This is a genomic window from Staphylococcus sp. GDH8C109P (assembly GCF_017893405.1).
Lineage (GTDB): Bacteria > Bacillota > Bacilli > Staphylococcales > Staphylococcaceae > Staphylococcus > Staphylococcus cohnii.
In genome coordinates, this window is the sequence record NZ_JAESMX010000009.1 from 275,693 (window position 1) to 302,144 (window position 26,452).

Below are 26,452 nucleotides of genomic sequence, written 5' to 3' on the forward strand. Positions count from 1 at the left end.
ACAAAATCGTAATGAATAGAAATGTTTAGAATAGCATCATTAAACACTTTCGTCTTATTTAATATCTGCCCTTAAGCCAAATAAAGGAACTAATTTATAATATAACTCGCTTACCATTACAAGAAAATTTTTATATTAATGTTGGTATAGGTTAATATCACTTTCTATAAATTAAAAATAACCCTAAAGCTTGGTATGGGCTTCAGGGTAAATACACTTGTCATTGTTCTTATATAATTATGATTTATAACCAAAATTAGGAATGTTTTCCCAACGTTTCTTAAAGTAATGTGCTACCGCTTTAGGACGACGTTCACGCGTGAATATTCCTTTTTTGTTTCCTTGAACACGTATAATCTCGGTAGAAGTTTCAAAATCTGCAAAATTCCATGTCTGTTCACCAATAAATTGTGGATATTGATCAATGACTTCATGATTTGCTTCATAATAACGAATTTGGTACTCTTCTGTAAATAATTCGTCATTTAATGAATGCATGCCAGCTACAGTGTCTGCACCATATTCTGTAAACATAATTGGCTTGTGCGGCTGTTTTTCACTCCAACCATCTAACTCAGTTCGTAAAGCTTCTTTAGCGGCTTCCAAGTCACCTGTTTGTGTATACCAACCATAATATCTGTTCAGACATAATACATCTACTAAATCTTGAACTTGGCAATTATCTGGTTGTGACATTAAAATAGTTACGATGGTTACAGGTCTGTTTTGTGGATCGCAAGAACGTGCTAAGTTGATTAATGGCTCAAAGTATTCCTTTGCGCCTTCTTCAGTAGAAGCTGGTTCATTAGCTATTGACCACATAACTACACATGCATGGTTTTTATCTCGAGCAATCAAATCTTTGATCACAGATTCATGTGCTTTTTTCGTGCCAATTTCTTTAAATGTATTTCTTGCCTCAACTCCAGATAATATTGTACTAAAGTTTAAGTGCACACCAACAGCAGTTGTTTCATCTATGACAACAATACCTTGTTCATCTGCCAATCGCATCATTTCTTCAGAATAAGGGTAATGTGAAGTTCTGAATGAGTTACCGCCAATCCATTTAATAAGATTGAAATCCATAACATTCGTTACTTCGTTTAATCCTCGGCCATTATAGTAGGTATCTTCATGCTTACCAAAACCTTTAAAATAAAATGGTTGTTCATTGATTAAAAATTGTCCTTGCTTCACTTCTACAGAACGTACACCAAAACGTTCAGCATAGCTGTCTACAACTTGGTTATTATCTATTAACGTTACTTCTAAATGATACAAATAAGCATTCAGTGGTTGCCATAAATGAGGCTGTTCTATCTTAATAGAACCATTAGCACCAGAAGTTTCTGCTACAACCTCTCCCGCTTCATCTATCAATTTAACTAAAATATCATCCACCGACTCATTGATGGAAATATTATAATTGATGTCTGCTACATCATTTTTAACCTCCGGAACAATTTCAATATCTTCAATAAATATTTGTGGTGTTGTGTAAATTTTTACAGGTCTATGCAAACCAGCATAATTAAAAAAGTCAAAATTAAGTTTATTTCTTTTAATCAAATTGCCGTCTTTGTCCGTTGTTTCGCTATAATTACCAACAGGTAACGTCGTTTCGTCTAATATATTATTTACACATACAGTTAAGCGATGTTGCCCTGAACTGAACTTTTGCCCTAATTCCACTTCAAACGGTAAAAATCCCCCTTGATGTGATGTGACTTCTTGACCATCAATATATACTGTTGCTTTATGTGTAGCAGAACCAAATCTCAATACAATTCGTTCATCTGATAGTACTTTAGGTATCGTAAACATTCTTTCATACCATACGTTCCCTACATGATTTCGTATGTTAGCAGTTACGCCTTGATCATTATATGAACCTGGCACTGCCATAACTAAATCAGTGTCTAAAGGTTTCGTTACATCGATTTGATCATGGTTCTCTTCTAATTTGAATTGCCAAACACCGTTTAAGTCTATAATACTTCTCTGTTCGTTTGTTACTGGATATAGCATATAAATGCTCCTCTCATAAAATGAAATACAAAATAATTATAATTCCTCTCTAAGTGCCAACTCTTTAACAATTTGTTTATGTTTCTGATCTGTTAATGGGTATGCAAAGAAGAAAAGTATCACCGCAATTAAACAAATGACTGCGGGTACCACAAAGAATAATATTTTTAAACCGAATATTGTATCAGGCGTTTGTGCCGCATTAGGTACATAACCAATAATCGTTAATGCCATACCTGGTATAAAACCTGCTAAGCCTTGTGATATTTTTCTAGTAAAGCTATAACTTGCATAAATAATACCTTCAGATCTAAGTCCTGATTGCCATTGTCCGTATTCTACAACATCAGCTATAAATGCCCATGTTACTGTATTAGGAATAACCAAGAATAATTGTGCAATCGTGTTAATGATTAAGAACGGAATAATTTGCTCTGAAAATAATGAAAAGTTTACGATTTGGAAAATAATAAAACCACTTACGCCTATGACTGCCGTCATTTTCTTACCTACTTTTTTACTTAAGAAAGTAGTAAGGAATAATGCTGGTATTAAAACAATAAAATTCAATGTACTTACAATACCTATTAAATTATCGAAACCAAGTACATTTTTGTAATAGTAAAGTTGTGCACCTTGTTGTAAAAATAAAGCAGTAATCGTTAACAATGTATAAATTGCTAAAATAATAAATGGTCTATTTTTCAGTAAATTAAAAAACGCTTTACGTCCCAAACCTTTTACTTGTGGACGTTCTATTGTATGACGCTCTTTAACTCCTTTATAGCACAACATATGTAGTGTCACACCTGCAATTGCAAGTATACCTACTGCAATCGGATAGCCAATCGCATGATTCGGAAATAAACTTACTAAAGGAATAATAACTATACCCGAAATAAACATAGCACCTTGTGAACCTAAATTACGGAATACTGATAGTTGCGTACGATCATCTGCATTAATTGTCATTGAAGCGGACAATGAACCATAAGGTATATTAACGACAGAATAAGCAGCATTAAAGAGTAAATATGTTCCAAATGCCCATATAATTTTACCAGTCTCACTGATATCAGGTGAAATAAAGGTTAAGACAGTCAATATTGCCAAAGGAATACTTCCATATAATATAAATGGTCTAAATTTGCCTCGTTTTGAAAAATTTTTCTGATTATCAACAAGGGTACCTACACCCGTGTCTACAAATGCATCGAAAAATTTAGCAACTAAAAATACTAGCCCACCTATAGCAGAGGGAATTCCCAAAATATCTGTATAAAAAAGCAATAAATAAATTTGCCCCATATCAAACATTAATCCGTTCCCTAAATCCCCAAAACCATAAGCTAATTTTTCTTTAAATTTCAATTTCGGTGATTCAATTTCATTAAACTTTTTCAATTTCGTATTTGCCGGTTTTAATCTGGCTGTAACCATAAGGATTACCTCTTTCCACTATCGAAACAACATTTGTGCACCTCATCTTTGTAGTTTCATAGTATGTTTTATTGAATGTGGCCATCAATCATTACATTATCCATAGAATTGAAAGCGTTTTCTTCCATGCATAAAAATTTTTACCCTATAAAATAGATTCGCTTATTATTTTCACGTGCATACACCCTTAACACTTTTGATAGAGCTCTTACTTTAATTATATTTTTATAATAGCAACAGTCAACAAAAAATAACAACGTTGTTAAAAAACAAAGCACTTTTCTCTTTTATGTTATTCTTTTTCAACTATTGCTAAAGTCTGTAATAACGCCAGTTCAAATTGATACAATACTTTACTACATACGATTTAGCTAAAAATCACAAATTCAGTCTAAATTTAATGTGAATTGGTAATATTTCAATTAATTTTAGAGGATATTATGATTTTTTTGATATTTTCCTAATTTTATTTACAATTTTTATATTGAATATTTAATTTTCTGATTTTTTATACTATATCAACTAATAAAATTCTTTATGTTCAGTCCGATATTTCAATGGTGTCTTACCATATTGCTTTTTAAAGCATTGTGCGAAATAACTCTGTTCCCTGAAACCGACATATTTTGCAACTTCCGCTACAGTCATTTTTGTCCGTGCTATTAAGTCACGTCCTTTTTTTATTCTTAACGATGTAATAAATTGAGATAAAGATTGATGACATTCTTGATTAAAAATTCTTGATAGGTAGCTAGGTGCCAAATCAACATAATTCGCTAACCCTTCTAACGTTAAATTACTATCTAAGTTTCTTTCAATATATTGAATCACTTTACTTACTTTAGGGCTAAAGGCATTCGCTTTTATTTTCATAGCTCTTTCTGCGTATTCCTTAACGATTGCATACGTTAATTCTTCTAGTACTTCTACATCCAGTGTCCGATCAATCATCGCAGCATATTTAGCGGATATTTCATCAATATGTATGAGACTCACACCAGCTTTTTCTCCAGCTTCGCGGCATAAAGTATTGATTAAATATGCTTTATATTGCTCATTTGATAGATCATCCTTCACTCGACGTAAACCAGTCACAGACAAACTCATCTTTTTTAAAATAGATAATGCTTCTTCAACATTTCCGTTTTCTACCGCAGTCAACAATTGATTTTCTAAATTATATCTATACTCTATTTCTTGTAGTGTGTAATCACTTTGAAGCTTAGAATCAGCTAAAAATGCTTCATTTGCATGAAAACTGAAGTCAATATCCACCGTTTCATAGACGATGTTTCTATTCTTCAAAAAACGAATTGCTAAACGACACATTTTTTGCGCTTTAATTTGATGACATATCGGAATTTTAAGTAAATATTGTTTCAATGCGGGCAACTTAGAAATTTTAATATTTAAATTAAGTAACATCTCATTACATTGTCGCTCATTGGGTCGTTTATCCATATAAGGCCCAATAATATAAATCTTTCTATATTTTTTAAATTTAAAAATCAAAAAGCTAACATTAAAACTATTTTTATAATGGTAAATTTTGTTACTCTGCATATGCACAATAAAATGTTTTAACTCATTTTTATATTGTTTTCTAGTAGTATTCATAAACGGTGTCTTAATATGGTTACTAATTGCTTTTATGTCGTCCATATCATAACCTTCCAACTGAATACCTAACAATTGTATAGCATGCATTTGCAATATTTCTAGCGTTTCATTTTTCATAAAAAAACACCCCATTCCTTATATTTTTATTATATCTAAATATTAAGGAATAGAGTATCAAATGAATAAAAAATATTTAATTTGTTTTTTAGATTTTATATATTTAGACCTACAAGGCGCTTCATGGCCATATATCTATTGTTTATGTTTCTTACCGAATTTTAATTTAAACGGTGCATAAAATAGGACAAAGATAAGTACCAAACCTAAATAACCGATTAAAGGATAAAAGATTGCTACTAGATCCGTAAATCCAACAAAACTTAAGCAAAGCCCTACTAGGATTGCAAGCGTATAAAATATTTTAAAACGTATAGAATCAACTACGGTGAAACGTGTGGCAAAGGCATAAAACATGCCCAACCCTGTATTGAAAATCATGCCAAAGATCACAAGTGCCATGATGATACCTAGGATTGGTGATATATGATTTACAATACCTAACATTGGCATTTCCATATTACCGACAATATTGATTTGTGTAAAAATTGCTAAATGACTTAACACAATCATAGCGCCTAAAATCAGACCACCTAATAAACCACCAATTGCTGCCACTTTCGAATTTTTTTCTGCTCCCCCCATAACAATAGCCATTGATGCACCTACTGCAGTATTAAACGAAGCATAATTGATGCCTGCAACAAACCAATTAGGCAATGTTGAAGGTTTTGCATCTGAAATTGTATTTAATTCTGAAAAAGGTACATTCGTAGTCATGAAACTATAAACCGAAATAATTAATATAAACACAATTAAAAATGGCGTGATATTACCAATAACTTTCACTACACCTTCTACCTTCAACATACCTGCAAGTATGATTAGTATGGTCATTAGTAATGTACCAACGATCGATGGTACGCCGAATTGTTGATTTAAATTTGACCCAGCGCCTGCAATCATCACTACACCAACACCAAACAAAGTAAAGATAATGACTAAATCAATAATCCATCCCAATAATTTTCCAAATAGTGATTCACCAGTAATATTATGTATAACTACTTTATGTGAGTCTGTATCAAACTTGCTCCCTAACCAAACTAACATCATCCCAACATAAGCAAACAATGCCGTGGTAATGATAGCACCCAAAGTACCCAAAATACCAAAACTAGTAAAATATTGCAGCACTTCTTGTCCAGAAGCAAAGCCAGCCCCAACGATGACACCGATAAAAGCACTAGCAATCAGTAATATTCTTTTCATCATTTTACCCCCTTATTGAATCTACTATATACAACTCCAGTAAAATTTCAATCATAATATCTATGATTACTTTACATTTGTTATATGAAATACTTAAAACCATTATAGTTACTTAATTTTATCATTTTATCCATAAGTTATGTTGAAATACCTTAAAGAAGTATTATAGCGCTAGCTCATATTTTGATTGATTGTATTAAGTAGTAAATAAAAAAGACAGGTAGATGAAATCAAATATATTCCGTTTGATTTCATCTACCTGTCTATTAAGCATACAGTTTGTTGCACATATGATTGATAACGAATTATTATTATTACCTTTAAGCTAGCCTTTTACTAACAATTATATAGATATAAATGTCATATATTTTTAAAATTAATAATTAAAAGCCATCTACTGACAATATGAAATGAGGTTGGGCGAATCCATTATGTCTCAACCTCTTTATAATCATATGCCATTGAGTCACACTCAATGATATATATGCTTCTATGTTATTTTATTATACAAAGATACTTAGTATAAGGATGAATACTAATCCTGAAACTGAAATAACCGTTTCAAGTAATGACCATGTTAGAAATGTTTCTTTAACAGTTAATCCAAAGTATTCTTTAAACATCCAGAAACCTGCATCATTCACGTGAGACAAGATAACACTTCCTGCTCCAATAGCTAATACTACTAATGCAACATTTACATCTGATGATTGTAGTAATGGTAATACAATACCTGTTGATGAAATAGCTGCTACTGTAGATGAGCCTAATGCAATTCTTAAAACAGCTGCAACTACCCATGCGAGTAATATAGGAGACATTTCAGTGCCTTCAAACAATTTAGCTATAGTGTCACCAACACCACCATCTATAAGTACTTGTTTGAACGTACCGCCACCACCTATAATCAAAATCATCATTCCAATAGGATAAATCGCGTTTGATACAGAATCCATGATTTCAGCATTTTTTCTACCTTGTCTTACACCCATTGTTATAATCGCAAATAGCACAGCAATTAACATCGCTGTACCAGCAGTACCAATAAAGTAAATGAATGATTCAAAGCCATTCGTCGCTTCTTCATTACCTGTCACTAACTGAACAATTGTAGAAAGTAACATAAGAATAACTGGTGAAATTGCTGTGAGTAAACTGATGCCAAATCCAGGCATTTCAGACTCTGAAAATTCTTTTTGTGCGCCTAAAGCTGATATATCCCCTTCGCGTTGATAAGCAGTTGGCGTAAGCTTTTGTGCCACTTTATTAAATAATGGACCTGCAATAATAGTAACAGGTATGGCTATGATAATACCGTAAAGTAACACATGACCTAAATTAGCTTGTAGTTCTTTAGCAATGACAACTGGTCCTGGATGTGGCGGTAAGAATCCATGAGTCACAGATAGTGCTACAACCATAGGAAGTCCTAGTTTTAATTGTGAGACATTAGCACGTTTTGCAATCGTAAATACTAATGGGATTAATAGTACTAATCCTACTTCAAAGAATAACGCTATACCTACAATAAAGGCTGCAATTAGCATTGCCCATTGGACATGTTTATGTCCAAACTTTTTAATAAGTGTATCAGCAATACGTGTAGCGCCTCCACCATCTGCCAATAGTTTACCTAAAATCGCACCTAAGCCAAAAATTAAAGCGATATGACCTAAAGTACTTCCCATACCGTTTTCAATGGTTTCTATAATTTTATCTAAAGGCATACCTAGTAAAATAGCAGTGACAATAGATGTAATAATCAATGATATAAATGTATTTAACTTCAAGAAAATAATCAGTGATAGTAATACGACGATACCTATAACCACTGTAATTAACGGCCAAATTGTTTCAAACATAATTGTTCTCCCCTTCAACATTTAGCATAACCGTTCATAATTTCAAAAGGTATTACCTTCATCATGATAACGCTTACTTAAATGTCTAAAAATTTAATTTTTTTAACTTGAATGAATATACAGCTATAAATGAAAATTGCATATTTTTATTTATAGCTTGTCATTCACTCAATTTGTATCAACAGTATCTATGCTTTATCTTTAACCATATGTTCACGCTGAAACGTAGCGATTTCAGCATAGCGCTCTTCTAAAGAACGACTTAAATTGATGAAAATTGATATTAGTTTTTGATAAACATTCACATTATCTGGATTTGGATGGTGTTGATTTGTTGTACCTACCATCTCTTCAATAATGGAAAAATCTTCAATTTCACCAAGTGCTTTCATACCAAGTACACAAGCACCTAAACATGAACTTTCATAACTCTCTGGGACGATTAAATCCGTATCAAAGATATCCGCCATCATTTGGCGCCACATTTCACTCTTAGCAAAACCACCCGTTGCTTTAATTGTTGACGGTGTTTCATTCATTACTTCAATTAATGCGAGATAGACTGTATAAAGGTTGTATAGCACGCCTTCTAATGCTGCTCGAATCATATGTTCTTTCTGGTGAGCTAAGGTTAATCCAAAGAATGAGCCTCTTGCGTCTGCATTCCACAATGGTGCACGTTCACCTGCTAAATACGGATGGAATATCAACCCATCTGCACCTGGTTTGACACGATTAGCAATTTTAGTCAGTACATCATAAGGATCAACGCCCAAACGTTTTGCTGTTTCCACTTCACTTGCCAACAATTCATCACGCAACCATCGTAATACCACACCACCATTATTCACTGGTCCTCCAATGACATAATGATCTTCGGTCAAAACATAACAGAAAATTCTTCCCTTATAATCTGTTCGTGGCTTATCTATTACGGTTCTTATTGCACCAGAAGTTCCAATTGTTACAGCAACTTCACCTTTTTTAAACGCATTTACACCTAGGTTTGACAATACGCCATCACTAGCGCCTACCACAATTGGTGTATTTTCGTCTATGCCCATTAAAGTTGCATAGCGACGTTTCATCCCTTTTAATATATGTGTTGTCGGTACAATTTCAGGCAATTGAGATGATTGAATACCTAACAATGCTAATGCTTCTTGATCCCAGTCTAGATTTTCTAGATTGAACATACCGGTAGATGAAGCCATCGATTGATCAATTACATATGTCTCAAATAACTGATAAAAAATATACGTTTTAATGTCTGCAAACATCGCTGTTTGATTGTATATTTCTTGTTGTTCATGTTTCATCCAAAATATTTTAGATAAAGGTGACATTGGATGAATCGGTGTACCTGTTCTACTGTATATCGCATCACCGTCATACTTGTCTTTAATCATTTCTGCATATTTAGTCGCGCGATTATCTGCCCATGTCAAATTCTCAGTTAATCGTTGATGACTAGCATTCATTGAAATCAAACTATGCATCTGAGCGCTAAATGAAATTAATTTCAAATCGTTTTTATGAATATTCGCTTCTCTCATAACATATTTAATTGTCATCAGTACTGCATCAAATAACTCATCAGGGTTTTCTTCTGACACTTCTACATTTGGTGTATGCAAAGGATAACCAATATTATGTTTCATAATAAACTGCCCTTTTTCATCATAAAGCACAGCTTTCGTACTTGTCGTACCTATATCAACGCCTATCATGTATTTCATGGTTTTGCCTCCTATTTATACCTCTTGCTTGACAGTTATTATTTCATCCAAAAACTATCTATATCTTCGCCAACATCGTCAAAGTTCAAATGAAATGCTTCTCTTAGTTTTGTTGCATTTTGCGCTGCAACTGCATCGATAAACACTTCATGATTATGATGGATTCGTTCAAAATCCACTGGGTTTTCATTCATGCGCTTGCGCATAGATAATAAAATAAGCGCTTCCATTACTGGCCTTAAATTATTCCAAAATGTTTTTAAATATTGATGTTTTGAAGCTAATATCGTCACTTCATGAAATTTCATGTCGTGTTCTGTAAATGCCTCAGCGTCTTCAAATTTAACAGCAACTTTCATCATTTCTAGTTGTTTTCGCATTTCTTTAACTATTTGCTTATGATTATCTTTTTTTATCTTATTAAAAGCGAATGATTCTAACATAATTCTTAAATCATACAGTTCTTTTTTTTCATTATCTTTAAAAGGTAAGACATAGGCACCCATACGTTCTAAATGAATTAACTGATCTTGTTTTAATAATTTAAATGCATCTCTTACTGGAGAACGACTCACATTAAATTCTTGAGCAATTTGGTTTTCAGTTAACAATGTGTCTGGTGTAATCATCCCATCAACAATCCTTAAGCGTATTTCTGAAGCAATCATTTCACCTTTAGAAACACCTTCAAGCCATTGTTCTGGATAAATATATTCCAACCGACTTCACCTCTCCACTTAATCGATATACTTGTATACAAGTATAGTAATATACATTCCGCTTGATTGCAAGCGCTTGCAATTATATAGATATCCTTTTAATTCCATAAAAAAGCGGCATGCCAAGTTTTCACTAGACATACCGAAATTTTTTATTTTAATGGTTTTATATTTTTACCGTCGATACACAATGATGTGTTTGATGACAATACGGACATTGTAATTTTCTGGTTTTAGGTGTATGTGTAGCAAACATCCACGTCGCCAATTTAGGTTTGAATATTTGTTGACAATTCGGGCATAAATAATTCACGCGTTGATATATCGCTTTTGTCATAACCCCAGCATAAGCCACTAAAATAGGTAATGTTACTAAAAATGGAACCCATTTTTTTAGTAATATACTAGCCATGATTGATGTATACTGTATTATGATGGCTGGACTTAATTTATATAGTAGCGACATGTATAACGCCGTGCCACGCTGATTTTGAATGGTATATTTATGTGTGTTAACCAACTTTTCAATCGGCGCTTGCGTATTGTCACTGATACTGTTTTCCAGTTGTTTGATTTCATAAGCAGTAAGCTTCATTTTATCAATTTCTTCAGTAATCTCAGATCTCTTTTGATGTAACATGAATTTTACTGCTTGTAATTTTTTGTCTTCAGTTAATAGCTTTTTTATATCTTTTAACGAAAATCCCATCGATTTCAATATTAAGATAATTTCTAAATTTACTTTGCTTTGTTCATCAAATAGACGTCTACCATTACTTGATGATGGTGCCGATTGTAACAATCCTTTCTTATCATAATACTGAATTGTTCTTACTGTTACATTGCAATGTTTAGCTAGTTCTCCTGTTTGATATAGTGTCATAAAATAACCTCCTTGACGTTAATCATACATGGTGACCTAACGTAACGAGCAAGTGTAACAATCGTTTTTAGTGCGGGATATTTGTTCGTGCCTCTAATTATCAAAAATTTCGGAATGAATATTTTGCATTTTACTTTCAACAGTTGTAATTTCATTGGCACATTGTTTTAAAACTTCTCTATAGTCCTCTGTATTTTTATTATTTTTGTAACGTATTTTGTGTTCTAAACTCGCCCACATATCCATACCTATTGTTCTAATTTGAATTTCTACTGGTACTTTTTCTACAGAATTCGCTAAAAATACTGGTATTGAGACTACAATATGCAAACTTCTATAACCGTTATCTTTCGGATTCATAATATAATCTTTTCTTTTTAATAACTGCACATCTGCTTGTTTTAACAATAATTCTTCAATGACATAAATATCATCTATATAATTACAAATAACTCTTATACCTGCAATATCGTATATATATGTTTTCGCTGATGCTGTGTTGATTTGGTAACCTTTTCTATCTAATTTTTTAATCAGACTTCTCATTTCCTTAACACGACGTTCCATGTGATGAATTGGATTGTGTTTATATAATTGTTGAAAATGATCGTCTAAAATATCGAGCTTAGTGCTAATTTCTTTTAGTGCAGAAGAATAGAGTTGCTCTAAAGCAACAAAATCAATGACCATTTCGAATGCTTCTTCGTAATTATTTATATAAGATAAACTCTCTTTAAATTCTTCTTTCAAATCATCCATATTCAGCGTTGGTTTACGTTCAATGTACATAAATCGTACCTCCAATAATTCTTCTCTCTTCAAACATTATAGCTAAATTAAAAGGATACTTGAAATAATACAGTAGATATTTACAATGCATTACACGATTCAGAAGTTATTTGTGTGATGGCAATGACATTTTTGATTTTGGTTATTTCAGCTCACAAAAATCCATAGTTGCCTATCATTGGGGAATAGGCAACTATTTCAATTGCGTGACACTTTTTTATTTATATAAAAAACTTTTAACTTCGTCTTCACAATGATTTTCTACGCTATTCATCCATTTTATGTTCAATAATTTGAGTCCTTCTATTATCAGCAATATTACGCGCCCGCTTCATAGCATCTGCTTTTTTATCAAAGCTATCTGTAGCTTGTTTGGCACCATCAGATTTTATTTTCCATTCATCATTCTCATAATAGACATGAACATCTTTGTGATTTAATTGTGGGTTCGCAGATTGGTCACGCTCATGTACCGTGATTTTTTTATTTTTTAGCGCTTTCAATTCATCTTCAGTCGCATTTTCATACCAATTTTCAGCTTGTTTGGTAGCGATTGGAATCGCATTTTCCTCTTGATATCCATCTTTAAGCATCGCATTTCCAATGTCGATTGCTTTTTTTCTTTCCAATTTTTCCATATTTTTCCAACTTTGCGGATAATCTTCCATTGTCCAAGGCATGTGATAAAACCTCCATCTTCATAACTTATATTAATTCTCTTTTACCACCTTTTCCCTTTAACAAACTAAATAAATTCACAAAAAATAATATAATTATTTAAGTTAACCATGATTTGTTCTTTAATTGAAAGGGAATGATGAGTAAGAATCAGTGTTAAGTAAAAGGAGGTTTAATTAACATGAATCTATCTATTGGATTAATCCCTTCTCCTGATATGCCTCATAAATTAATTAATAAAATTTATTCAGAACTTCCAAAAGATTTCACAAAACATGTAGATAATGGCGTGGAATGGCAATTCGACATACATGTTGCATCTATGATTGGGACTGCAGAACATATGGATAAAGTTTTGGATATTGCATCCAATATGAAACAGCAAAAAAATTGGGATTATACAATTTGTATTACGGATTTACCTAACTTTTCTAAAAATAAAAGTGCATTATGTGATATTGATTTTGATACTAAAACAGCACTTTTATCATTACCAGCGTTAGGAACAGTTAAGTTAAAAGAGAAATTAAGACAATGCTTAATATTTATTGTTGAATACTTGCATTCTTCTGGTAGAAACAAAAGCACTTTAAACTTTAAACATTTTAAATTAACTCAATTTAAAGAAGTTATTCCTAAGGACCATAATGAAAATCATAGATCTCGCATTATCGCCAAATCTACATTTTTAGGTTGGCTCCATTTAATTTGCGGCATGACTTTTGCCAATGAACCTTGGTCTGCAATTTTTGATTTCAAAAAAATCATTTCTGTTTCATTTGCCACAGGAACTTATATTGCAATATTTTCTACACCTTGGGATATCAGTCTAGATTATAGTTATTGGCGGTTTATTTTACTGATGCTACTCTCTGTATTAGGCATGGTTGGTTGGTTAATTTATTCTTATAAATTATGGGAAAGACCTAGTGCTAATACACAAAAACTTTATCGCTTTATTTATAACATTACGACTTTTACAACCTTATTGACCATTACCTTTTTAAATTTTATAGTACTATATATTTTACTATCTTTAAGTACAATACTATTTGTACCGCCGGAGTTATTTTCAAATTGGACATCGTTAAACAGTAAGCATCCAACTATTTTAAACTATATTAATTTAATTTGGTTTATTACATCATTAGGTATTCTTGCTGGAGCTATGGGATCCACTGTTGAAAACGCTGAAAAAATTAAACGCGTGACTTATTCTTTCAGACAATACTATAGATCTAAATCATTGGAACAAGAAGATGAAGACAGCTCTAGTGCCTATGCTAAAGCTGATTACTACGAAGGCGAAAAACAATCACATCACGAGGAGGGATTAAATGAACACAACAACAGCTAAAATAGGTATCATTGCTGCACCGGGAGTAACTGAAAAAATTGCTCGTAACCTTGAAATTGAGTTACCTAATATTCTTAGTGAGCGATATGATCATTCAGTTAAATGGGAAATTGATACAATTATTGACCCTTTAACTGGTTCAGCTGAAAGCGTCCAACAAATTTTTAGTAAAATAGCTGATTATCAAGAACATAATCATTGGCATTTTACAATCGGACTCACTGACCTACCGATGATTGAACAACAAAAAGTAGTTGCCTTTGATATCAATAGACAAAATGGTGCTAGTTTAATTTCTATCCCTGCTTATGGATGGCGCCCAATTAAAAAAAGAATTCAAAACTCTATATTGGCTATTTTAACAGCAATAGATGAATTTAAGCGTTCAGAAAAAAGTAACAATAACAATCATGCAATGTCACTGATGAATGCACAGTTTCCTTTAACCAATTTACAATCTCGAACTGTTTATTTTGAAAATACTACCTCTCAACATACACAATACTATGTGTCTTCAAGATCAAAAGGTATATTTCGTCTGGTTAGTGGCATGACATTTGCGAATAACCCATTTAATATGTTAAAAAGCTTAAGTAATGTTGTGGCAATTGCATTCACTACTGGTGCTTTCGGAATTATCTTTACGACTATGTGGAATTTAAGCTTTGTATATTCTGAGTGGCGCTTGTTATTAATGATGCTTGTAGCCATATTTGGTATGATGATTTGGATGATTATTGCACATAATTTATGGGAGTCCAAAAAAGAGAGCACGAATAAGCAGATTACCACCTTATATAACTTAACTACAACGATGACTTTAACTGTTTCTGTTATGATTTATTATGTCATCTTATTCTCGCTCTTTTTGGTCGCAAGTTTAATCGTACTCCCATCGGACTATTTAGGCCAAGCATTACAATTTAAGACATCTGCAAGCTTAATAACTTACATAAATTTAGCTTGGTTTGCTGCATCAATTTCGACAGTAGCAGGTGCAATAGGTGTTGGTCTAAATAATGAAACACTCATACTTGAAAGTACTTATGGATATAGACAAAAACAACGATACAAGCAATTACACAAAGAACAACAGCAACAAGAACAACAACAAAGAAAAGCGCAAGCAGATATACAGGAAAAAAGACAAGAAGAAGAACAAAAAGTTAGAAAACAACAAGATTCCAACTAGATATAAAAAGTAGAAATATTTATTATGCTACTATTAATTTTTCAAATTTATAGCGACTTCACAAAAACTACATTAAATTATAAGATTTAAATATAAAACAAGCCAATGTCATCGATTTTAACTATCGTGACATTGGCTTATATTGTATTATTCATAAGATAATTTAATTGCTTGTCTAGCATTTTGACAATTATGTTGAATACTCATTAAAGAAGTTCTAATGTGCGTGTATTGTGGTAAAGTTGTAATTTCTTGAACATTGATATTAGAACCAATTTCAAAATGTTTTGCTATATTTTCAAATACTAATAAATATTCTCCCATGGTTTCATCATCAATATGGTAACGTTTCTCATTACTTAACGCTCTCGTCAGCATAAAGCTAATTTCTTCTAATGCATATATACTAGGATAATAATATTGTATAACCATTTTATTACTAAATACTTCACCATTCGCACTGTTATATATTTGTTTCATATTATTTAGTTGGACACTTAAATGCAACATTTTTGTTTTATCACGTTCTCTGGATGAGTATTTGTTGCTTGAAAACAAGTAATGAAATAACACCGCTTCATTACGTGCCACTGTGGCAAGCGTGCCCGGTAACATTGAAGATGCAGTCTTTCTACCTATTACAAGTAACAAAATAACAGCAATAATAATACCAACAATCACATCGATAATTCTTGGAAGTGCTATTAAAATTGAAAGATGGTTTGATGCTAAGCCATTTAATAATATAACTTGGATTGTGATAAATATAACTGCAAATGAATAATTTGCACCTACAAACATTTCTGTTACCCCTGCTGCAACCGCAAGGAGTATGATAGCGATAGGTACAGGTGGCGTAGATAATAATATTAATGACAGTACAAGCACACCAATAATCGTACCAATGCCTCTTGATCCTGCACGTTCAAAGCTGTGTAATGTTGTTGAGCCCAATAATACTGTATGTGTACTAAGCGGAATCCAATATGCTTTGTCAAAATCAAACATCAATGCGATAAAAATTGCAATTGCCATGATAACGATATAGCGGATTGTATTTCTAAAGACAAATGAATCTATTGTCAAATTTGTAACTAAGCGATGGCCGTAAATAGGTACACGTATATCTACTTCGTGTTCCAGCTGTGCATCATTTGCATTCATAATAGCATCAACTTTAAATATATTATCTACAAGTTTTTGATAAGCTTCATCTATATCAACTTGTTGTGTCCATGTTTTATTTGTCTTACCTTGCGTATATACTAAATTGATAACATAGTCCACCATCAATTTAATATCTTGAGGTAAAGGCCGCACATTTTTTTCATTTAATTCCAGTAATTCTGAATGTATACCTTGCGCAATATTATGTAACAAGATTAACCGCTGGAATTGCGGTGACTTTTGAGATTTGGCAGAACTTGCAGTGATGAGCTGGTTATCTGTATTTCTAAAAGCTGTCACCGCAAACCGAGATGCTTTTGAAAATGCTTTTGGATCATCAAAATTATAAACTAACTGTTTTATAATATTATAGTCATTTTTAATTGATTTAACTTCAGCTGATTCTTTTGAAAGTAAAATCACAACAATTACTACAAATGTTGCTAATAAACCTCCAATAAATACTGCAATACCTCTTGTTATTGCTTCATCTGGAGCAACTGGTAAATTGATTGGCAAACTGAATGCCACAATGAAAAAAGTTGACGAAGGTCCAGGAATATTTAATGAACTAAATACATAATATGGTACTACTGCTACAATCAATAACAAAATTCCAAATATGATTGGTTGATTGACAGTCAACGTACCTAACATCATCGATATTGCAAATACGATTGATGTAAAGAATACCGTACGAAGTTTAGATTTTGCCGTACCGCCAAACACATAAATATGTGCTAACGTACCTGTTGAAATTAATAGACCGATTGAAAAATAACCGACTAAATAGCCAATCATTAAAGGCAAAAACATTAATATAGCCTGTCTAATACCTTTAGCAACATCGATTTTCATTGCATTAAATTTTGTGAGTGACTTTAAATATTTAATCAATGGCGGTTCACATCTCCTTTTCATTTTATTTTAGCAATGATATAGCGTATGAAATAATAGCAAAACATAAAAAAGACGGGTGTTAGAAATCTAAAATTTATATTTCGATTTCATAGTCCCGTCCCCGTTAAGGTCATTTTATTTTGTGAAAAGCTTATTATACATAGATTTAAATATGAATACACTGTTGCTATACAATATTATAGATATTTAATTTATCCTTCAGCTCACTTTAACGAATACATGTATCTACAAATGGGGAAGTTAATTGTAAAATTGTTCATTTCACAAATTTTGGTTGAGAAATCATATACATTTTATTTAACGATTACTAAACTATTTTAACACTTTTATTGAATTCTGCTAGAGCATTTCCTACAAATCGTTTAAATGAAAATGTTAAATCATGACTATATTCTGCTATAACTCGTATTTTTATTCTGATTGTTTGATATCTTCATGCACTGTAGAATAATCAATATCAGATTCTAAAAATGTTGCGTTATTTACTGGGAAATGTTGTTCAAGTGTTTCAATATTGCTTATTTCTACATCGCCATGATTCATTTCAAAATCTAAAACATGCCCACCTACTGTTTTATCTCTATCTACAAAATGCAAATGGAAACCTCCAGCAGCTATGCCATGAAAAAGTGTTGGTGCATAAAAACCTACTATTGTACCGTCAATTTGGTCATAATGATATTCAGGTTGTTGTTTAGCAGATTCAATTAATTTAGTATATGGCTTTTCTTGCTTTGGCATCATTCTGACATGTACATTTTCAAATTTCCCAGATATTTTAACTGCAAAAAATAAATTTTCACTGGCAGCGTGGCTTTTTGTTTTATTTAATAAATTTTCAGAATCGGTAATGTGTCTCACATCAAAGCTTACATCTGGTTTGAATGGTGTCACAGTAGAAAAAGGTGTCATTTCACTACCATCCAACTGTTTGAAATTACCATGAGCATCAGCATGATAAGCGACACCATCTAATATAATAACTTCACCGTCTGATCCTGTTAACGTGCCGATACCTAAATCACCATGTTTTAAAATTTCATTCATTTCCATAGTGCCTTCTAATAATCCAGCCATCAAAGTACCAAGCGTGCCATGTTGATATAGCATGATATTTTCTCTCCTTATATCAATATTAATTTTAAATATTTCGCTCTTTACAATTATTCACAACATATTATTATACAATATAATTGCATTTTTCAATACCTTTGTGCTCACATAGTGTTATGTGAACCCTGAATATTTATCGATATCATTCTTATATGCTTATTTTAAAATTATGATAAAAATAAACTTTGATTTCACTAATTATATACATTCAAGTACTAAATAAGTAAACACAAACTTCGATTCGCCAAGATGATGCCCACAAGTTCAATCCTTACGCTACAATATTTCAAAAAAATGAAAGCGTCCTTTTCTATTCAATTGAATTAGAAATGGACGCTTATGCGTTATTCACAGATGATTATCTTCTATTGGCTTATTTTCATAATTATTTAATTGAAGCAACTTCTATTTTAGGCGCTTCAAGTAAATAATTTTCTATTTCTTTAAAAAATGTTTGAAAATGTTCAGATTGATTATGTGCTTCCAAAGCAGCTTCATCTTTATATTTTTCTATAAAAGCAAAAGTTTGAGGTTCATTCGTATTTTCAAAGTGATCATAATATAATGCGCCTTCTTCTTTATTTGCTGCAATGACTAAACGTTCAACCTCTGCTAAATAATTTTCTCTATGTTCCACTTTAATCTTCATTACTGCAGTTACTAGAATCATGTATAACCTCCTGTGATAATCGTTTTTGCAAAACTAATTTTTAGAGATATTAAAGTTCTTCTTTTTCAATGATTAGCGGTTGATCTGGTTTAACAAAAAACCACATAATTATTGCAAATACTACTGGGATAATAACTAATTCTAACGTCACTGTCCAGCCAACAATATCAACCATCATACCTGCTAATAAAGGACTCAGTAATGCACCGATATTTCCCCATAAATTCATCCATCCAGATACTGAACCAGAGAAATTACGTCCTAAATCTGTAGCTGCTGCCCAACTCATTCCTGTAGCAATTCCTATTCCGCCTAAACATAATGACAGCCATAGCACATTTGTTACTAAATTGTTTGTTTGAATTGACATGAATAATGAGATACAAAATACCACAAACCCAATGATCGCAATAGACGCTCTCGCAACAAATCTTGATTTTCCATTTTGTAATAATTTATCAGAGATAGCACCGCCACATAATATTAATAAGAACATAGCAATCCAAGGTGCGCCCGCTGCCCAAGCCATATCAGGATCAGTTAATTTAACATTATATTGTTCGGTTAGATATGTAGGTAACCATATTAAGAATAGTGACACAACAAATTGAACAACAAAATATTGTGCTGCCAATGCATAAAAGCTAAATCTTCTTAGGAAAATATTCCACGGAGCGTTACTTTTTTCTGTTTTAATGATATCACGATTTTCCATAATATATCTTTTTTCTGCTTCATTAACCATTTTATGTTGTTCCGGTAAATCTTTTGAAATAATAATCCATAATAATGCAATGACGATACCAATAGCACCAAAAATATAAAATACAGCTTGCCATCCAAACATATTAACGATAGCAATCGTAACTACAGGTGCAATCACTGGCCCAAAATATGAACCTGCCAACAATGCACTCGAAGCACGCCCCTTTTCACCTTTCGCAAACCAAAATGAGTTAAACACTGCATTCGAAGGATACATAGGTGCTTCACCTATACCAAATAAAAAACGTACAGCATACAATAAACCATGATTTTTAACAACACCAGTTAAAATCGTGAAAGCACTCCACCATACGAGCGCGACTGTCAACATTTTTTTAGAGCCAAACTTTTCTGCCAAAAAGCCTGAAGGTACTTGCATCAACGCATAACCTAACGAGAAAAATGATGCTAATAAACCAAACTGTGTTTTTGTCAAATGTAAATCTTCCATCATAGGTCCTGCAATAATTGAAATATTCGATCTATCCATATAAGCAATTACACCTATAATAAAAAACGCAATAGCAAAATACCATCTTATATTTGTTCTTTTTTGTTCCATTTTTTTACCCACACTCTCTCCCTATATCACTAGTCATCATATGACCTATTGTGTTTCTAGATATTACCACAATATGAAATCGCTTACAATAACTTTTTTCATTTTTTTATAACACGCTGTAAATTCGTGTGATCAACATATAGCGTTTATGTGACAAATATTGGGAGCACTTCCATTTCTACTTTTAAAAATCTTCGATATTAGCTATCACATTAGTTAAACTATGTTCCTCATAGGCATCTAGTTTAGTGTGACTTTACCGCAATAAATCATTTAATTACTTTTGTGCCACCTTAAAATATGCATTAAGCATTAATTTAGATTATAATACAGAAGTAATTATAAAATATCATCACGTTTTATTATGAAAAGGAGCAACATTTATCACTATGGAACAAATACTGACAAACTTTATAAATGCTTGGGGTTATACTGCAATCGCAATATTAATCCTATTAGAAAATATATTACCTTTTATTCCATCTGAAATTATTTTGACATTTGCTGGGCTTATGACAGTTAAATCTGATTTATCTATACCTTTACTTTTTATCATATCTACCATTTCATCATTAATCGGTTTAATCATACTTTATTACATCAGTAGCATTGTCTCCGAAGCACGTTTATATCGTTTTGTAGATAAATATGGAAAATGGATCAAACTCAAAGGAAAAGATATCGCTCGCGCCAATGAATGGTTTAAAAAATATGGTGCAGTTGCAGTCTTTGTTTGTCGTTTTATTCCTGTTTTACGTGTATTAATCACTATACCAGCAGGCATTAATAGAATGAATATTTTTGTATTTACCATCCTTTCGTTGATAGGTACTACAATTTGGAACATTGCACTCATTTTCTTAGGTAGCATGTTGAGCAACAGTTTTGATATGTTAATGAATGGCTTACACACTTATTCATATATTATGTATGTCATCATCGCTATAGCTGTGATATATCTCTTTATTCGAATCTACAAAAAAAACCGCACACATCAATAAATGTATGCTTTGAAGTAGTTAGAAAACTTTTACAACACATGCTCATATGACTTATATCTATCTTAGCAATCAGACAAAATCCAAACGGGTTTTTGTCTGATTTTTTTATAAAAAAAGACTAACTTCCCCCTTCGAAGTTAGCCTTTCACGAACTTTAATTTCTCCCTAAACTTTTGAGCAGAAAATCTTCTATTATTTATGTGCTCATTGAATATTTATATAATCAAAATACTACCCCTTTATCAAACTACAATGTTAACGATTAATTATTACCTTTTACTATTTGACGAACTTCTTCTAAATCGCCTTCTACATCAATTTGAGGTTTCTTCGTCATTTTACTAACTAAAATTGTAACAATTAAACTTGTTAAAAATCCTGGAACAATCTCATATAAATTAAAGAAATCATTAATTTCACCTAATGGTTTAACAAACGCAATCCAAACAATTACAACAATTGCACCTGATACCATTCCGCTGACTGCACCAGTACGACTTAAACCTTTCCAATATAAACTCATTAATACAAGTGGTCCAAATGCAGCACCAAAACCTGCCCAAGCGTTACCTACAAGATTCAAAATTGTATCATTAGGTGACCATGCAATTATAATTGATACAATTGCAACTAAAATAACTGACATACGTCCAACAAAAACGAATTCTTTTTCATGTTTTTTTGCTGCTTCCTCACCACGGAACAATTTATAAAAATCTTCGGTTAGTGAACTTGATGTCACCAATAGTTGTGACGAAATCGTACTCATAATAGCCGCTAAAATAGCTGCAAGTAAGAAACCACCAACAAGTGGATGGAACAATATTTGACCCATTAATATAAACAATGTTTCTGGATCCTCAAGTGTTACTCCACCGCGATTGACAAATGTAATACCTACAAGGCCAACTCCAACTGCACCTAGCAAGCTAATTGCCATCCAACCTATACCAAAACGTCTTGCTGTCGGTAATTGCTTCACTGATTTAATAGACATAAAACGTACAATAATATGTGGCTGTCCAAAATAACCTAAGCCCCAAGCAAAGAATGATATGATACCAATGACTGTTGTACCTTTAAATAAATCAAGGTTTGTCGGTTTCAAATCTGCCGCTTGCGATAAAGTATCCAACCCACTTAATTGCATCATTGCTACTACTGGTACCATTACCATAGCAATTAACATGATTACCCCTTGGAAAAAGTCTGTTAAGGACACGGCTAAATAGCCGCCAAAGAAAGTATATGCAATTACAATAATAGCAACTAATAATAATCCAAAATGATAGTTTAAGCCAAATGCACTATCAAATAATTTACCGCCTGCGACCATTCCAGAATGTGTATAAAGTGTAAAGAACACGACAATAATACCACCTGATATAATTTTGATCACATTCGATTGATCATCTAAACGATTTCTAAAGAAATCAGGTAATGTTATAGCATCTCCAGCTTTTTCTGTATACACACGTAACCGTGGAGCCACAACGAGATAATTTATGTATGCACCAATTGTCAGACCAATTGCCAACCAAGCAGCTGATAATCCTGTCGTATAAACTTCACCAGGCAGCCCCATAATCATCCAACCACTCATATCCGAGGCCCCAGCTGATAATGCTGTAACATATGGTCCTATGCTTCTACCGCCTAACATATATTCACTGATATTACCTGTCGCTTGTTTATAGCCGTAATATCCAATGACTAATAACACAACAAAATAAGCACCAAGCATAATATATGTCTGCCAGTTTGGATTTACTTGACTCGATAACGATGCTCCCAATGTAAACATAAAATAAACTCCCTTTATATAATTTTGTTACATGCACTTATTATACAAAAGTTAAAAATTTTTTAAACCGCTATTTTAAAAATAATTTTTATAAATATATTTCAAAGCGCCTATAACACGCTTTGAACAATTGTTATTAAGCTATTTTTACCGTTTGAAATAATATGTGTATTTTTACAATTGCAGGGTTAAATAATCATTTTTTAAATTCAAAAAAATGTATGTTTCCTGCAATATTTACATTTATATGCGATTTAATGTATTTGAGTAACATCATTATTTTTAAGTATTTTATCGCTTTTTTGACAAAAAAATGAAGTCATTTATATTAATTAAAATATAGTCTAAATAATATAATCAATACTAGACACCCACCCCAAAATTAATGCTACAATATTACACATACAATGGAAACGTTTTACTAAATATAATGAGTAACAAAACTACCTAATTGGAGTGACATAAATAATGCATGATGCAACAGAAAAAAGCGTAAAAGAAAAATATTTAGATTTATTATCTCAACAATTTAATAACAGAGAGGAATTAGCAACTGAAATTATAAATCTTGAATCTATTTTAGAACTTCCTAAAGGCACGGAACATTTCGTCAGTGACCTACATGGTGAATTCCATGCATTTCAGCATGTATTAAGGAATGGTTCAGGAAATGTTCGATCTAAAATCAGTGATATATTTCAAGATACATTAACACGCCAAGAAATAAATGAGTTTTCAGCACTTGTATATTATCCAGAGGAAAAATTAAAATTAATTAAAAATAGTTTCACCTCAAAAGAGCGTTTAGATGAATGGTATATCACAACGATTAATCGTCTTATCAAATTAGTAACTTATGCTTCTTCTAAATATACACGCACGAAATTACGCAAAACTTTACCTAAAAATTATATTTTTATAATAGAAGAACTGTTATATAAAAGTAATAAATATAATAATAAACATTCGTATTATCAAACTTTAATGAATCAAATTATTGAACTCGAACAATCAGATGACCTGATTATCGGCCTGTCCTTTACAATTCAACATCTTGTAGTGAACCACTTACATGTTGTAGGCGATATTTATGATCGTGGTCCAGAACCTGATAAAATCATGGACACTTTAATTGACTATCCTTCCGTTGATGTGCAATGGGGAAATCACGATGTCTTGTGGATTGGTGCCTATGCTGGTTCTAAAGTTTGTTTAGCAAATTTACTCAGAATTTGTGCACGTTATGATAATTTAGATATTATTGAAGATGCTTATGGTATTAATTTACGTCCTTTATTGACACTTGCTGAAAAGTATTATTCAGGTGACAATCCCGCTTTCAAACCTAAAAATGCTGAAGGACTGTCTCAATCTGAAATAGAGCAAATCACTAAAATCCATCAGGCAATCGCCATCATTCAATTTAAATTGGAAGCGCCTATCATTAAGCGCAGACCTAATTTTGAAATGGAAGAACGCTTAGTATTAGAGAGTATCGATTATGAAAATAATACAGCAACACTTTATGGTAAAACTTACACATTAGAAAATACTTGCTTCCAAACTATCGATCCAAACAACCCTAACGCATTAACTGAAGATGAACACGAGGTAATAGAAAAATTATTATTGTCAGTACAACAATCAGAAAAATTAAAACGACATATGACATTTTTAATGCAAAAAGGCAAACTTTATCTCCCTTATAATGGCAATCTACTTATACATGGTTGTATACCTGTGGATGAAAATGGCGAAATGGAATCTATGATTATTGATGGTGAAAAATGCTATGGCAGAGATTTACTTGATCATTTTGAACACTTTGTAAGAGAAGCATTTGACCATAAAGATATACATGATGATTTAGCAACTGATCTCGTCTGGTATTTATGGACAGGTAAATATTCATCATTATTTGGAAAAAGAGCAATGACAACATTTGAACGTTATTATATTAATGATAAATCAGCACACAAAGAAACTAAAAACCCTTATTATTATTTACGCGAAGACGTAAATATGTGCAAAAAAATGTTGAAAGATTTCGGTTTAGACCCAGAAGAAGGACATATCATCAATGGTCATACACCAGTCAAAGAAATTGATGGTGAAAATCCAATCAAAGCGGAAGGAAAAATGATTGTTATCGACGGTGGATTTTCAAAAGCCTACCAATCTACAACTGGAATTGCTGGCTATACTTTACTCTATAATTCTTTTGGAATGCAGCTTGTGGCACACCAACACTTTAATTCGAAAAAACACGTCTTACTGAATGGGGCAGACGAGCTTTCTATACGCCGTGTAGTAGACAAAGAATTAAAACGTAAAAAAATACGTGATACCAATACTGGCAAAGACATACAAGAAAAAATTGATGTTTTAAAAGTATTAATGCATGATCGCTTCGTCAATTAATTTTATCAATCACTTTTTCATAAGGTGCTATTCACGTGATGCTATTATCGTGTGACTTAAAATTCAAAAAACAATAGCTCAGCAAACACTACTATGTTTCATAAAAATAAAAGAAACGTCAATTTTTATGGGCACCGTCCCCTAAAATTGTAAAGCTAATAAAAATGCTATTTTCTAGGCTGCTAACTCCCTAAATTCCACAGGGAATTAGCAGCCTAATTTTTATTAAATGCTAACCGTTTAATTATTTTCACTTCACTTGTTCAACCATATTATCGTTTTCGTTCTTTCAAAAAATACATATGTATATTCGATATAAACTTTTCCATTTATTTCTATTTTCTTTTAAGATAAAATAAATCATTGTGATGTTTATTAAATAAGTATGT

Annotated in this window: 19 protein-coding genes; 4 read left to right on the forward strand and 15 right to left on the reverse strand. The window is 32.1% G+C overall.

Going from position 1 to position 26,452, the window contains the following annotated elements; genetic code table 11:
* Positions 1-237: 237 nt before the first annotated feature.
* The 10 genes from uidA to KA867_RS03270 all read right to left on the reverse strand — a co-directional run bounded on the left by uidA (position 238) and on the right by KA867_RS03270 (position 13,092).
* The gene (gene uidA, locus KA867_RS03225; protein WP_210137029.1) at positions 238-2,031 is read right to left on the reverse strand and encodes a beta-glucuronidase; all 1,794 of its coding nucleotides are present in this window, start codon (positions 2,029-2,031) and stop codon (positions 238-240) included.
* Between the two features lie 36 nt (positions 2,032-2,067).
* The gene (locus KA867_RS03230; RefSeq protein WP_107384271.1) at positions 2,068-3,471 is read right to left on the reverse strand and encodes an MFS transporter; all 1,404 of its coding nucleotides are present in this window, start codon (positions 3,469-3,471) and stop codon (positions 2,068-2,070) included.
* 522 nt (positions 3,472-3,993) lie between these two features.
* Positions 3,994-5,208, reverse strand: coding sequence for a helix-turn-helix domain-containing protein (locus KA867_RS03235; protein WP_210137030.1), 1,215 nt, complete (start codon positions 5,206-5,208; stop codon positions 3,994-3,996).
* Between the two features lie 135 nt (positions 5,209-5,343).
* Entirely contained in the window at positions 5,344-6,420 is a 1,077-nt protein-coding gene (locus tag KA867_RS03240) for a YkvI family membrane protein (protein ID WP_107384270.1), read from the reverse strand.
* Positions 6,421-6,923: 503 nt separating this feature from the next.
* A complete protein-coding gene (locus KA867_RS03245) occupies positions 6,924-8,282 on the reverse strand; it encodes a gluconate:H+ symporter (protein WP_107384269.1) in 1,359 nt (452 codons plus the stop codon).
* 188 nt (positions 8,283-8,470) lie between these two features.
* Complete coding sequence (gene gntK, locus KA867_RS03250) at positions 8,471-10,021, reverse strand: gluconokinase (RefSeq protein ID WP_107385957.1); 1,551 nt, start codon at positions 10,019-10,021, stop codon at positions 8,471-8,473.
* Between the two features lie 38 nt (positions 10,022-10,059).
* Positions 10,060-10,740: a GntR family transcriptional regulator gene (locus KA867_RS03255; RefSeq protein ID WP_107384267.1), complete on the reverse strand. Its 681-nt coding sequence runs from the start codon at positions 10,738-10,740 to the stop codon at positions 10,060-10,062.
* 166 nt (positions 10,741-10,906) lie between these two features.
* Positions 10,907-11,623: a MerR family transcriptional regulator gene (locus KA867_RS03260; protein WP_210137031.1), complete on the reverse strand. Its 717-nt coding sequence runs from the start codon at positions 11,621-11,623 to the stop codon at positions 10,907-10,909.
* A gap of 93 nt (positions 11,624-11,716) precedes the next feature.
* Positions 11,717-12,412 carry a GTP pyrophosphokinase gene (locus tag KA867_RS03265; RefSeq protein ID WP_107384265.1) on the reverse strand — a complete coding sequence of 232 codons (696 nt, stop codon included), beginning with the start codon at positions 12,410-12,412 and terminating at the stop codon, positions 11,717-11,719.
* A gap of 266 nt (positions 12,413-12,678) precedes the next feature.
* Positions 12,679-13,092, reverse strand: a complete 414-nt coding sequence (locus tag KA867_RS03270; RefSeq protein WP_210137032.1) for a DUF2188 domain-containing protein — start codon at positions 13,090-13,092, stop codon at positions 12,679-12,681.
* Positions 13,093-13,271: 179 nt separating this feature from the next.
* Between KA867_RS03270 and KA867_RS03275 the strand changes: the two genes are divergently transcribed.
* Together KA867_RS03275 and KA867_RS03280 are read left to right on the forward strand one after the other, a co-directional pair.
* Positions 13,272-14,447, forward strand: coding sequence for a hypothetical protein (locus KA867_RS03275; RefSeq protein ID WP_154409478.1), 1,176 nt, complete (start codon positions 13,272-13,274; stop codon positions 14,445-14,447).
* The gene (locus tag KA867_RS03280) at positions 14,428-15,639 is read left to right on the forward strand and encodes a 5,10-methylene-tetrahydrofolate dehydrogenase (RefSeq protein ID WP_154409479.1); all 1,212 of its coding nucleotides are present in this window, start codon (positions 14,428-14,430) and stop codon (positions 15,637-15,639) included. The genes KA867_RS03275 and KA867_RS03280 overlap by 20 nt, the downstream gene beginning before the upstream one ends.
* A 147-nt stretch (positions 15,640-15,786) precedes the next feature.
* On the opposite strand, the gene KA867_RS03285 is transcribed toward KA867_RS03280, so the two are convergent.
* The 4 genes from KA867_RS03285 to KA867_RS03300 form a co-directional block, all read right to left on the reverse strand.
* A complete protein-coding gene (locus tag KA867_RS03285) occupies positions 15,787-17,703 on the reverse strand; it encodes an FUSC family protein (protein WP_107385962.1) in 1,917 nt (638 codons plus the stop codon).
* Between the two features lie 435 nt (positions 17,704-18,138).
* Positions 18,139-18,837 (reverse strand): acetolactate decarboxylase, encoded by a 699-nt coding sequence (gene budA, locus KA867_RS03290; protein ID WP_107384260.1) that lies wholly within the window; start codon positions 18,835-18,837, stop codon positions 18,139-18,141.
* A gap of 388 nt (positions 18,838-19,225) precedes the next feature.
* A complete protein-coding gene (locus KA867_RS03295; protein WP_107384259.1) occupies positions 19,226-19,510 on the reverse strand; it encodes a putative quinol monooxygenase in 285 nt (94 codons plus the stop codon).
* 49 nt (positions 19,511-19,559) lie between these two features.
* Complete coding sequence (locus KA867_RS03300) at positions 19,560-20,837, reverse strand: pyruvate MFS transporter (RefSeq protein WP_107384258.1); 1,278 nt, start codon at positions 20,835-20,837, stop codon at positions 19,560-19,562.
* 389 nt (positions 20,838-21,226) lie between these two features.
* Between KA867_RS03300 and uptA the strand changes: the two genes are divergently transcribed.
* Complete coding sequence (gene uptA / locus KA867_RS03305) at positions 21,227-21,838, forward strand: undecaprenyl phosphate transporter UptA (RefSeq protein ID WP_107385963.1); 612 nt, start codon at positions 21,227-21,229, stop codon at positions 21,836-21,838.
* A 262-nt stretch (positions 21,839-22,100) separates the two neighbouring features.
* Here uptA and putP read toward each other — a convergent pair whose 3' ends face one another.
* Positions 22,101-23,642: a sodium/proline symporter PutP gene (gene putP, locus KA867_RS03310; RefSeq protein ID WP_107384256.1), complete on the reverse strand. Its 1,542-nt coding sequence runs from the start codon at positions 23,640-23,642 to the stop codon at positions 22,101-22,103.
* A gap of 468 nt (positions 23,643-24,110) precedes the next feature.
* Between putP and KA867_RS03315 the strand changes: the two genes are divergently transcribed.
* The gene (locus tag KA867_RS03315; protein ID WP_107384210.1) at positions 24,111-26,063 is read left to right on the forward strand and encodes a fructose-1,6-bisphosphatase; all 1,953 of its coding nucleotides are present in this window, start codon (positions 24,111-24,113) and stop codon (positions 26,061-26,063) included.
* Positions 26,064-26,452: the final 389 nt, after the last annotated feature.